13 protein-coding genes are annotated in these 11,239 nt (G+C 65.0%); 4 read left to right on the top strand and 9 right to left on the bottom strand.

Annotated elements, in window-relative coordinates:
- Positions 1 to 60: 60 nt before the first annotated feature.
- From O1Y97_RS12015 to O1Y97_RS12005, 3 genes are all read right to left on the bottom strand, one after another.
- Positions 61 to 753 carry a glutathione S-transferase family protein gene (locus O1Y97_RS12015; RefSeq protein WP_183260201.1) on the bottom strand — a complete coding sequence of 231 codons (693 nt, stop codon included), beginning with the start codon at positions 751 to 753 and terminating at the stop codon, positions 61 to 63.
- Positions 754 to 775: 22 nt separating this feature from the next.
- Positions 776 to 1,366: a VOC family protein gene (locus O1Y97_RS12010; RefSeq protein WP_318764134.1), complete on the bottom strand. Its 591-nt coding sequence runs from the start codon at positions 1,364 to 1,366 to the stop codon at positions 776 to 778.
- 166 nt (positions 1,367 to 1,532) lie between these two features.
- Positions 1,533 to 1,814: a DUF2249 domain-containing protein gene (locus tag O1Y97_RS12005; RefSeq protein ID WP_318764133.1), complete on the bottom strand. Its 282-nt coding sequence runs from the start codon at positions 1,812 to 1,814 to the stop codon at positions 1,533 to 1,535.
- A 212-nt stretch (positions 1,815 to 2,026) separates the two neighbouring features.
- On the opposite strand from O1Y97_RS12005, the gene hemN reads away from it, so the two are divergent.
- A complete protein-coding gene (gene hemN / locus O1Y97_RS12000) occupies positions 2,027 to 3,379 on the top strand; it encodes an oxygen-independent coproporphyrinogen III oxidase (protein ID WP_318764132.1) in 1,353 nt (450 codons plus the stop codon).
- Positions 3,380 to 3,500: 121 nt separating this feature from the next.
- Here hemN and O1Y97_RS11995 read toward each other — a convergent pair whose 3' ends face one another.
- From O1Y97_RS11995 to O1Y97_RS11970, 6 genes are all read right to left on the bottom strand, one after another.
- Positions 3,501 to 5,399, bottom strand: coding sequence for a nitric oxide reductase activation protein NorD (locus O1Y97_RS11995; RefSeq protein ID WP_318764131.1), 1,899 nt, complete (start codon positions 5,397 to 5,399; stop codon positions 3,501 to 3,503).
- Between the two features lie 8 nt (positions 5,400 to 5,407).
- The gene (locus O1Y97_RS11990; RefSeq protein ID WP_318764202.1) at positions 5,408 to 6,220 is read right to left on the bottom strand and encodes a CbbQ/NirQ/NorQ/GpvN family protein; all 813 of its coding nucleotides are present in this window, start codon (positions 6,218 to 6,220) and stop codon (positions 5,408 to 5,410) included.
- A gap of 89 nt (positions 6,221 to 6,309) precedes the next feature.
- Positions 6,310 to 7,656, bottom strand: a complete 1,347-nt coding sequence (locus O1Y97_RS11985) for a cbb3-type cytochrome c oxidase subunit I (protein ID WP_318764130.1) — start codon at positions 7,654 to 7,656, stop codon at positions 6,310 to 6,312.
- An 18-nt stretch (positions 7,657 to 7,674) separates the two neighbouring features.
- Positions 7,675 to 8,127 carry a c-type cytochrome gene (locus O1Y97_RS11980; RefSeq protein ID WP_055970023.1) on the bottom strand — a complete coding sequence of 151 codons (453 nt, stop codon included), beginning with the start codon at positions 8,125 to 8,127 and terminating at the stop codon, positions 7,675 to 7,677.
- Positions 8,128 to 8,287: 160 nt separating this feature from the next.
- Positions 8,288 to 8,560, bottom strand: coding sequence for a cytochrome C oxidase subunit IV family protein (locus O1Y97_RS11975; protein WP_318764129.1), 273 nt, complete (start codon positions 8,558 to 8,560; stop codon positions 8,288 to 8,290).
- A 5-nt stretch (positions 8,561 to 8,565) separates the two neighbouring features.
- Positions 8,566 to 9,123, bottom strand: coding sequence for a cytochrome c oxidase subunit 3 (locus O1Y97_RS11970; protein WP_318764128.1), 558 nt, complete (start codon positions 9,121 to 9,123; stop codon positions 8,566 to 8,568).
- A gap of 106 nt (positions 9,124 to 9,229) precedes the next feature.
- Between O1Y97_RS11970 and O1Y97_RS11965 the strand changes: the two genes are divergently transcribed.
- The 3 genes from O1Y97_RS11965 to nirK all read left to right on the top strand — a co-directional run bounded on the left by O1Y97_RS11965 (position 9,230) and on the right by nirK (position 11,177).
- Positions 9,230 to 9,385 carry a hypothetical protein gene (locus O1Y97_RS11965; RefSeq protein WP_156381067.1) on the top strand — a complete coding sequence of 52 codons (156 nt, stop codon included), beginning with the start codon at positions 9,230 to 9,232 and terminating at the stop codon, positions 9,383 to 9,385.
- A gap of 20 nt (positions 9,386 to 9,405) precedes the next feature.
- Positions 9,406 to 9,855, top strand: a complete 450-nt coding sequence (locus O1Y97_RS11960; protein WP_318764127.1) for a hemerythrin domain-containing protein — start codon at positions 9,406 to 9,408, stop codon at positions 9,853 to 9,855.
- Between the two features lie 203 nt (positions 9,856 to 10,058).
- A complete protein-coding gene (nirK, locus tag O1Y97_RS11955) occupies positions 10,059 to 11,177 on the top strand; it encodes a copper-containing nitrite reductase (protein ID WP_318764126.1) in 1,119 nt (372 codons plus the stop codon).
- The last annotated feature ends 62 nt before the right edge of the window (positions 11,178 to 11,239 follow it).

Genomic DNA, 11,239 nt, shown 5'->3' with positions numbered 1-11,239 from the left:
CTATTTTGCGCGCCGCCGTTAATTGTGCAATGCGGCAATCGAGGTCTTGGAACTGCTGCGTCAGCTGGCCTGCGATCTCACATAGCCGATGTAGCCACGGACGTCGGCCGCAGGCTCGGCATAGGCCTGGCCGAGCGCATCCTCCATCGCCGCGACATAGTCCTTCGCCCAGGCCGGCAGCGGATAGTCGATGACCGCCAGGAATTCCAGCGTCGCTGCGAACCGGATGTCGGCGATCGACGGCTTGTCGCCGCCGATGAATCTTTTGTCCTTGATGTAGAACGTGCGGAAGACATCGAGCGGTTCGGCGAGTGCCTCGACGGCCGCCTTGCGCGCCTTCTCCTTGGTGTCGGGATCGGCATCGCTGTGGCCGACCTCGCCCGGATATTGCGGAAAATTCAGCGCCGGATAGGTCGCCCGCGCGAGATACGGGTAGAACGTGCCGATCAGGTAGAACATGGCGCTGTCGATCATCGCTCGCTTTTCCGGGCTGCTCGGATAAAGCCCCTCCAGCCCGTGCTTGTTGCTGAGATACTGCATGATCGCGCAGCTCTCCCAGAGCGCACCGTTCGGAAGCTCCGCCGTCTCGATCATCGGCGTCAGATGCGCGGGACAAATGGCCAGGTATTCAGGCGACCTGGTCTGGCCGAACACGTCGTTCTCGGCGAAGTCGAGGCCGGCGGCACGGACGAACACGCGCGCGGCCATGTTGTTGACGCTGGGCTTGATCACGTTGAGCTTGATGTCGGGCATGTCATCGCTCCCTGCTTGTGTGTCAGCTCTTGGTGTAGGGATCCTTCGGCGTCCGGTCGGACGACAGGGTCGCGCGGCTCCCCTCGACCAGCGCTTCGATGGCGTCGGCCAGGTGGATCTCGGCAATGTTGTAGTCGCCGCGGGCCAACCTCACCTTGTGCGCCTCCATGAGCACGTCGGCGTGCGTGTGGCCATGGGGCGGCTCGAAGCGATAGGAGGCGAGCTCGATCAGCTGGCCGAGCGGATCCTCGAAATAGATCGAATCCATGAAGCCGCGATCCTTGACGCCGCTGTGCCTGATGCCGCGCTCGTCGAGACGGGCGACGGCCTGCAGGAAGGTCACGCGCGAGACCGCAAACGCGATGTGGTGAACGCAGCCGATGTCCGTCGGGGTCCGTTCCGGTGCCGGCTTGCGGTTCTCGTCGGTGAAGATGGTGATCAGGCGTCCGTCGCCAGGGTCGAAATAGAGGTGGCTCTCGCTGGCCCTGTCGAGATTGGGTTGTTCGAAGATGAAAGGCATGCCGAGCACGCCTTCCCAGAAGTCGATCGACGTCTTCCTGTCGGCGCCGACCAGTGTGATGTGGTGAACGCCTTGAGACTGGAGCTTGCGCATTGCCATCCTCCGCCGGCAGCCGCGACACGCGACGGCGCCGACCGCGGATACTAGTTCAAAACCCGTCCCTGTGCCAGAAAACGCCCGCGCCCAAGTCCGAGCATTCTCCGATTATTTGCCAAAGCAGCGATGGCGTCAGGGCTAGCGGCTTGCCAGCCGCTCTGGTTCAGTGGCTGCCGCAGCAGCAATCGCAGCCTTGCCCGTCATTGCGGCCGATCTCGACGCGCCACAGCTCGGGGCCCTGCTCCAGATACTCCCAGGTGAGTTCCGTCGGGAACGCCATTTCGAGCTGGTAATGCAGCGGGCGCGGATCGTGATCGCTGGCCAGCACGAACGTTGCGCCAGGCGCCAGCCCATCGACCATGGCGAAAATCCTGGGATGGCGTTCCATCCTCGGAATGGTCCTGACATCGATCACGGGGATGCTTCCGGCTTCTGCGATTGCCATGTTGTTCTGTCCTCCGGCCCGCAACAGGAAATGCCGGGAGAAGCGGCCGCCCTGCCCCCGGATGCGGGAAACCCTAGAGCGGAAGGCGAAGGCCGAGATTGCCGAAACGCAAACAATTCGGGGAAATGGCCCCAGCTTGGCATTTCGCAAAGAGACCGGGCAGCCGGCGGCCTAGATCAGTCGGAAGCAACAGCGACAGAACTGGAAAAGCCATGACCGCAACCATCCTGGAGAAATATGGCGAAGCCCGCCTGCCCCGCTACACGAGCTACCCCACCGCGCCGCGCTTCTCGCAGGCCATCGGCACGGGGGCCTATGGCGACTGGCTGCAACAGTTGCCATGCAACGACCCGGTATCGCTCTACCTGCATATCCCGTTCTGCCGCTCGATGTGCTGGTACTGCGGCTGCCACACCACCATCACCAGGCAGGACCGGCCGATCCTGGATTACCTTGCCGTGCTGCACGACGAGATCCGCATGGTCGCCGAGCGCATCCCCCACCGGCTGCCGGTCGGAGAAGTGCATTTCGGCGGCGGTACGCCGACCATCGTCTCGCCGGCCGAGTTCCTGGCGCTGGCGGCGCTGCTGCGCGAACACTACGATTTCTCCGACACGACCGGCATCGCCGTCGAGATCGACCCGCGCCGCCTGACGGCCGAAATGGCGCTGGCGCTCGGCGCGGCGGGTGTCACCCGCGCCAGCTTGGGCGTCCAGAGCTTCGATCCCGTGGTGCAGAAGGCGATCAACCGCATCCAGACCCAGAAGCAGACGGCGGATGCCACCGACAACCTGCGCCGCGCCGGCGTCGGCGGCATCAATTTCGACCTGATCTACGGCCTGCCGCACCAGACGGTGCAGTCCTGCATCGACACCGCCAATGCGGCGATGGCCATGCTGCCCGACCGTTTTGCGGTGTTCGGCTATGCACATATCCCTTCCTTCAAGAAGCACCAGCGCATGATCGACGAGGCCGCCCTGCCCGACGGTGCCGCCCGCAACGCCCAGGCCGAAGCCATTGCCGAGACGCTGACCGCCGCAGGGTACCGGCAGATCGGCCTCGATCATTTCGCGCTGCCAAGCGACGATCTCGTCAAGGTGCAGGAAGCGGGCAAGCTGAGGCGCAACTTCCAGGGCTACACCACCGACAATTGCGAGACGCTGATCGGCTTCGGCGCGTCCGCGATCGGCCGCATGAAGGACGGCTATGTCCAGAACGAGGTTGCGCCCGGACTCTATGCTCAGCACATCGCCTCCGGCCGCCTCGCCACGTCGAAGGGCTATCGCCTGACGGCGGAAGACCGGCTGCGGGCCGAGATCATCGAACGGCTGATGTGCGATTTCAGCGCCGATGTCGGCGCGATCTGCAGGACGCATGGCGTTGACCCAGCGGCGCTGCTTGCCGGCAATGGCAGGCTCAACGAACTGGCCGTCGACGGGGTGGTGACGATTGCCGATGGCGTGGTTCGCGTCAGCCGGGAGCACCGCTTCGTCATCCGCGCGGTCGCGGCGGCCTTCGACGCCTATCTCGACCAGTCGGCGCGCACGCACAGCAAGGCGGCTTAGGTCGGCTCAACGCTCGCGTGCGGGGCGCGACAGAACGCGGCGTCTGACGTTTACTTTGCATCAAAAGCAAAAAGGCCCGGCTCTGGCGTGCCGGGCCTTTCGCCATCGCGGCCTTGTCCCCCTAGCCTGCAAGGCTGCGATAGATGGCGGGAAGTGCGGCCGGCAGCTTGGCGATGTTGCCGACCATGGCGTAGCCGTTCTGGCCGAAAAGCGCCGGAACGTAGGATTTCGCCTCGCGGTCGACAGTCACGCCGAAGACACCAAGCCCGCTGCGGCGGGCCTCGATGACGGCGCGGCGGCTGTCTTCCAGCGCGAAACGGCCCTCATAGTGGTCGAGGTCGTTGGGCTTGCCGTCGGTCAGCACCAGAAGCAGCTTCTTGCGATTGGGCTGCTTTGCCAGCTCCGCCGTGGCGTGCCGGATGGCCGCCCCGATCCTGGTGTAATAGCCCGGCTTAAGGGCCGCGATACGCGCCTCGATGGTTGAACTCATCGACTCGTCGAAGGCCTTGACCACCTCGATGCGCACCCAGTCGCGCCGCCGCGACGTGAAGGTCAGGATCGAGTGGTTGTCGCCGCAGGCGGCGAGACCGTTGGCAAGGATCAGCAACGCTTCCTTCTCGACGTCGAGAACCCGGCGATTGTCGAACCAGGCGTCGGTCGAGAGCGACACGTCGACCAGGATGGTGACGGCAAGGTCGTGCACCTGGGGCCGGCTCATCAGGTGGATGCGGTCGCTGCCCTGGCCGCCGGCGGCGAGATCGCAACGGGCTCGCACCACGGCATCGAGGTCGAGGTCGACGCCGTCGAGTTGGGCGCGCAGGATCTCATGGCGCGGCCTCAGCACCTCGAACTGTCGGCGCACCCGTCTTATGAGGCGCCGGGTCTCGAGATCGGGCTCGCCGGCCGTCCCGGTTTCCGCAGCAGGCGCGGCCAGGACCCGGCAGTGATCGGGGAGATACGTGCCGGTCCGGAAATCCCATTCAGGATAGGTACGTTCCGCAGTCAACGGGGTGCGGTCCAGCGCTTCCGGCGGCAGGTCGAGGTCGAAGCGGAAGCGCGAGGCCGGGCGCCCCTTGCGTTCGCCGAGCGTCATGTCGTCGAGGTCTTCGGCGGCCTTGGCATCGTCGTCGCTGTCGTCGGAAGGACGGTCGACATTGACCATCTCGGCCATGGCGAGGATCTTCTCGAAGCGGTTCAGGATGAACGGGCTGCGGTCGTCGGTGCGCGCCTCCTGGTTCTCGCGCACCGCGACCTGGCGCTCGATCTCGACGCCGCCGTCGTCGCGGCCGCCGGTGACCGGCTCGTCCTCGGCACGGCGAGGCGCGGTCTCCGGCCGAAGCAGCGCGTCGGGCCACAAGGGTATGGGCAGCATGTGCAGGTATCCCGCCGGAGCGCGGTGCGGGAAGATCGCCGGCAGGGTATCGTCGGGCAGGCCGGCTTGGTGCCTGAGCAGGCTGGTCACGCGCCCTTCGATCTGCGCCTCGACCGAGGGCAGCGGGGCGCGATGGCGCGCGGCGAGCGTGGCCGCCGCCAGGCGCCGATAGCGGCGCCCAAGCCCCGGGAAGATTTCTGTCACGCTGGCAACCGTCGCCTCCGCGCGCCGCAAGGCTTCGAGGTCGCGCAGCAACGGATCGGTCTCGACGATGGGATCGAGCGGCATCAGGGCCATATAGGCGGAAAGCCAGACATAGAGATCGCGGTTGAGCCCCTTGTCGGGGAACAGGTCGATCACCGCCGGCAGCATCAGCGACGAGCCGTCGCGCGCCGGCTGCGCGAGCTTTTCCTCGCCGAGCCCCATGCGCTGGCGCCAGCCGAGGCGATGGCCCGAGGTCTTGCCACGCACGGCAGCGATCTGGACGGCACCCTCGCCGCCGAATCCGCGAAAGCAGACGGCAAGCACCGGCTGCATGGCGGCCAGATGCACCGCATGTTCGGGATGGCGCGGCCAGGTCTGGACGTGGCCGATCAGGCGATGCCAGGCGCGGCCGACCGTCTCTTCCAGCTCGAGGAAATCAAGCATGGCCGGCCTCAGCGGATCAAGGAATCGGCAAGCTCGACCAGAGCCGCCTTGACGTCGGGCTCGTCGGTCAGCGGTTCGATCATCGCCGCAAGCACCGCTTCGCGCGCCGGCACGCCGGCGTCGATGAGCGTGGCGCAATAGACCAGCAGGCGGGTCGATGCGCCCTCCTCCAGGTCGTGGCCCTTAAGCGCGCGGATGCGCCGGGCGAGTTCGACCAGCGGCGCCACCTGGCCTTCGGCCAACCCGCTTTCCGCCGACACCACCGCGATCTCCTCCGCCTTGGGCAGGAAATCGAACTCGATAGCGACGAAACGCTGGCGGGTGCTTGGCTTCAGGCTTTTCAGCAGGTTCTGGTAGCCGGGATTGTAGGAGACGACGAGCATGAAGCTCGCCGGCGCGATCAACTGCTCGCCGGTGCGTTCGAGCGGCAGGATGCGGCGGTCGTCGGTCAAAGGGTGCAGCACCACGGCAACATCCTTGCGCGCCTCGACGATTTCGTCGAGGTAGCAGATGCCGCCCTCGCGCACGGCGCGGGTCAGCGGCCCGTCGACCCAGACGGTATCGCCGCCCATCAAGAGGTAACGGCCGGTGAGGTCGGCGGCGGCAAGGTCGTCATGGCAGGAGACCGTCGACAACGGCAGGCCGAGCTTCGCCGCCATATGGCTGACAAAACGCGTCTTGCCACATCCGGTCGGGCCCTTGAGCAACAACGGCAGCCGCCGCGCCCAGGCGCGTTCGAACAGGCTGCATTCGTTGCCGGAGGGGCTGTAATGGGCGGGGCTGTCGGCGGCGGGGCGGACATTCGGCAACTTGGCCGTCATGGGGGCGATGGTCATCGGGGGAACTCCGTGGGAAGCGGTCGCAGGTGCGGGATGTCCGGCCCCGGACGAACCGGGGCCGGAGGTCGGTGTCATTCGGCGGGTTGCAGGGAGCGGGCGGGCTTCTCGCTGCGTTGGCGTCCGGGCACCAGCACGGCCCACATGAACATCAGCGCCGAGACGACCACGACGACGCCCGAGCCAAGGCGCACCCAGTAGAACAGAGCGAGCTGGTCCTGCACGTCCATGTAGCTCTCGCCCAGAACGCGCTGGAGATGCACCTGAACGACACCGGCGAAGGTCAGCGCGAAGGTCATCACCGACATCGCCGTGACCATCATCCAGAAGCTGGTGATGTTCAGCCACTGATTGTAGGGCGCGCGACCTTTGATCTCGGGAATGGCATAGGCCATCATGGCGAGATTGAGCATCACATAGGCACCGAAGAAGGCGAGATGCCCATGCGCCGCCGTCACCTGCGTGCCGTGGGTGTAGTAGTTCACCGAAGACAGCGTGTGCAGGAAGCCCCAGACACCGGCGCCGAAGAAGGCCATGACCGAGCAGCCGATGGACCACAGCAGCGCTGCCTTGTTGGGGTGGTTGCGGCCGGCCTTCCAGATCATGTGGAAGGTGAACAGCACCATGGAGAAGAACGGCGCCACTTCGAGCGTCGAGAACAGCGAGCCGATCCACTGCCAGTAGCCGGGCGCTCCGATCCAGTAATAGTGGTGGCCGGTGCCGAGGATGCCCGAGAACAGGGCGAGGCCGACGATGACGTAGAGCCACTTCTCCACGATCTCGCGGTCGACGCCGTTGAGCTTGATCATCAGGAAGGCGAGCACCGACGCCATGATCAATTCCCACACACCCTCGACCCAGAGATGGATGACGTACCACCAGTACATCTTGTCGAGCGCGAGGTTTGACGGGTTGTAAAACGAGAACAGGAAGAAAATCGCCAGTGCCCAGAGCCCGAACAGCAGGATGTTGGTGACGGCGGTCTTGCGCCCCTTCAGTGCCGTCATGGTGATGTTGAACAGGAACATCAGCACGACGACGACGATGCCCACCTTGATGACGAAGGGCTGTTCGAGGAATTCGCGGCCCTCGTGGATCCGGAACAGGTAGCCGACCACGGCGATGCCCGCGGCGATGAAGAACATCCAGAACTGGAGGATCGCCAGCTTCGGGCTGTAGAGCTCGGTCTCGGTTTCCTCGGGCAGCAGGTAATAGGTTGCGCCCATGAAACCCATCAGCAGCCAGACCACCAGCGCATTGGTGTGGATCATGCGGATGATGTTGAACGGCAACAGCTCCGACAGCGTGTTGGGCACGACATAGACGAGGCCGGCAAGCACGCCGAAGGCGACCTGGGCCAGGAACAGGACCAAGGCGCCGTAGAAATAGGTCATCGCGACCTTTTGCGTTTCGTATTTCATGTCTCTCTCCTAGGCGCCTCAGCCTGCCTCGTTCGGGGGCCACTTCTGGGTGTTGATACGGCTGGTCCATTCGAGAAAATCGGCGAGATCGTTCAGTTCCTCGTCGTTGAGGTTGAACTGCGGCATCTGGCGCCGGCCCTCGATCCCCGACGGCTGCGCCGCCATCCAGGCCTTGAGCGTTTCGCGCGCGCCCTCGGGGTCGCTCTCGCCGCCGTAGCGCTTCCAGACATTGCCGAGTTCGGGCGCGAAATAGGCGCCCTCGCCCAGGATGGTGTGGCAGTTGATGCAGGAGTTCTTCTCCCAGACATGCTTGCCGCGCGCGACGGAGTCCGTCAGCGTCTTCTCGTCCGTGGAGGTCGTGCGGATGTAGAAATGGCTGTGGGCCGTCAGCCCGACGAAGATTGCGAAAAAGAAGATCGACCCGCCGTAGAAGACGTTTCGAGCCCCCGTTTTTGTGAGGCGTTCTGCCATCACGTGATCCTTTCCAGACAGAGGCCGCGCCAGCGGTTCGGCCCGATCGTTTTCCCTCCCGACGGGCACGGCCCGGCGGTCTCCGGGTTACCCGGACCGGAACCTTCTATGGGTTTGGGGAAGAGCTTCTTTGCGTTTTGGCAAACAAGTCGCCCGCGGCTCAGCCGGCCGACATCACGACAGCGATCGCCTTTGCCGCACCGCCCAGCGCCAGCACCAGGCACCAGCCCAGCAGCGCACGCGACATCGCCGCCTGGCCGCGCAGGCCCATGAAATCCAGGATGACAAGGCGGGCCTTGAGCATGGCGAGGCCGAGAACGAACGCCGTCCCGCCCGCCGCGCCGCCAAAGCGCACGGCCAGCACACTCGCCCCGGTCAAGGCGAGAAGGATAAGCCAGGAGCGGGCAAGCCGCCGGGAAGAGCCGTCTGCCATGCCGCTCACACGAGATAGACGAGCGGGAACATGACGATCCAGATCAGATCGAAGACATGCCACAGCGTGGTGATGAGGATGACATTGGCACGGCTGGTCCGCCAGCTGACGAGGAGCAACACCAGCGCGCCGAAGGCAACGTGCAGCAGGTGGAAACCCGTCAGCAGGAAGTAGAGCTCGAAGAACACGCCATAGGCTTCATCTCCGGCATGGCCGAGTTCGCCGCTGTATTCGAACAGCTTGATGGCAACGAACAGCAAGCCGAACAGTGCAGCCAAGACAAGCGCGCCCCTGGCCTGGCCGCGCGTCGCTCCAGGCCGCGCCGCGCACGCCGCCTGCCAACCGCTGGTGAGAAGCACGGCGGTGTTCAGCGCGGCGAGCGGCACGTTGAGGTGCACGCGCGCTGCGGCGAACTGGTCCGCCTGCACGATGCCGGCGACCATGAAGGCAACAAGCAGGATGCCGAAGGCGGCGAGCTCGCTCCAAACCAGGATCCAGAGCAGGAAATCGCCGGCGTCCGGGGCTTCGTCTTCCTGCACATGCGTCGAAACGGTCATGTCCATGCTGCTTTTTAGGCAGGCGGCGGCAGGGCTTCTTTGCGTTTGCGCAAGGTGACGGGCGCGAAAATCTGCGACATCGCGGCATCGGAATCGAGCAATGGAGCCCGCGATGAGCAACGCCCAATTCGGCCTTTCGGTCGCCACGCCGATCATCGTCGGCTTCGCGCTGTTGCTTTATCGCATGGGCGTCCTGCAGCGCACGGGCGCCGCTTCCGCGGTGCTCGCATCGATCGCCATCGCAGCGGTGCTGTTCTTCAACCAGTAGGCGTTGCAGGGCAGGTGGCGATGAGCGATCCCAATTCGACGGCTGGTTTCACCGAGTTGAACGGGCTTTATCGCGCGACACTGCAAATCTGCGACAGGCTAGAAGCCGTCGCCGATTCCCTTCCCCGTCCCGACCGCAGGCTCTGCCGGCAGATTGCCGCCGAGCTCAAGCCGGCCATCGCGGCGGCAAACAGGCTGGAGGAGGAAATCCTCTTTCCCGCCGCCCTTGGTCGCCTGCCGGCTGCCGGCACCGGGGCGACGATCGAGCGGCTGCGCCGGGAACATACACACGACCATGCTGCCGCCGACGAAATCGTCCGCATCCTCGTCACCCTTTCGCGCGGCGGCGGCAAGCGCTCCTGGGATGCGATAGGCTACATGCTGCGCGCCTATTTCCTGGCTGTTCGCCGCCATGTGGCATGCGAGCAGAACCTGCTCGCCGCAATTCAGACGACCCCCTGCCCCAACTGACGCGGCATCCCACGCGGGACGCTGCTCTGGCCGCCCGGCCAAGCATTGCGGCGCAATACTGCCGACCCGCCATTTTTCCGCAAGGGCAGACCAAGTTGCGGCACTGCAACAATTGTTTGCGCTGCAACAAAGATCGCTTGCCCCAAGCCGCCTATCCTCCTGACCGTAGTAACAGGCAACGCCAATCACGAAGGAGAACTGAAATGTTGACGCGACGCGAAGCACTCTTGGGAACGGCCACAGGTGCGGCAGCGGCCGCGCTCCTGGGCTCGGTCATCGCAACTCCGGCGCTGGCACAGGCAAAGGTGGCCGACATTGCCGGCCTGCCGCGTTTCAGGGTCGACCTCGTCGCCCCGCCCTTCGCCCACCCTCACGACCAGATCGCCAAGGGCGGCCCGAAGGTCATCGAATACCGGATGACCATCAAGGAACTGCCGATGGTGATCGACGACGAGGGCACGACGCTCCAGGCGATGACCTACGAAGGCTCCATGCCCGGCCCGTTGATGATCGTCCACGAGGGCGACTATGTCGAACTGACGCTGGTCAATCCCGAAACCAACGAGATGCCGCACAACATCGACTTCCATGCCGCCACCGGCGCGCTGGGCGGTGGTGCGCTGACCCACGTCAACCCTGGCGAACAGGCCGTGCTGCGCTGGAAGGCGACCCGCACCGGCACCTTTGTCTACCACTGCGCGCCGACGGGCATGATCCCCTGGCACGTCGTCTCCGGCATGAGCGGCGCCGTCATGGTCCTGCCGCGCGACGGGCTGAAGGACGGGGCCGGCAAGCCACTCAAGTACGATCGTATCTTCTACATCGGCGAGCACGACCTCTATGTGCCGCGCGACGAGAACGGCAAGTACAAGAAGTACGAGAGCCTCGGCGACAGCTATGACGAGACGCTGAAGGTGATGCGCGGCCTGATCCCGACCCACGTCGTCTTCAACGGCAAGGTCGGTTCGCTGACCGGCGACAACGCGCTGAAAGCCAAGGTCGGTGAAACGGTGCTGTTCGTCCACGCCCAGGCCAACCGGGACAGCCGGCCCCACCTGATCGGCGGCCACGGCGATCATGTCTGGGAAGAAGGCAAGTTCGTCAATGCCCCGGCCAAGGACCTGGAGACCTGGTTCATCCGCGGCGGATCTGCGGGCGCGGCGCTCTACACCTTCCTGCAGCCGGGCATCTACGCCTACGTCAACCACAACCTGATCGAGGCGGCCGAACTCGGCGCAACCGCCCACGTGATGGTCGAGGGTGAATGGGACGACGACCTGATGAAGCAGGTGCAGGCACCCGGTCCGATCCCGACCAACTGACCGGCAGGCTCCTTTCACTGTCCAACTCGGCCCGCCGGCATGCCTGCGGGCCGTTTTTTAAG

The organism is Aminobacter niigataensis (genome assembly GCF_946995915.1).
Taxonomy (GTDB): domain Bacteria; phylum Pseudomonadota; class Alphaproteobacteria; order Rhizobiales; family Rhizobiaceae; genus Aminobacter; species Aminobacter niigataensis.
The sequence above is the reverse complement of the archived record's forward strand: the minus strand, read 5'-3'. Positions and strand labels throughout refer to the sequence as shown.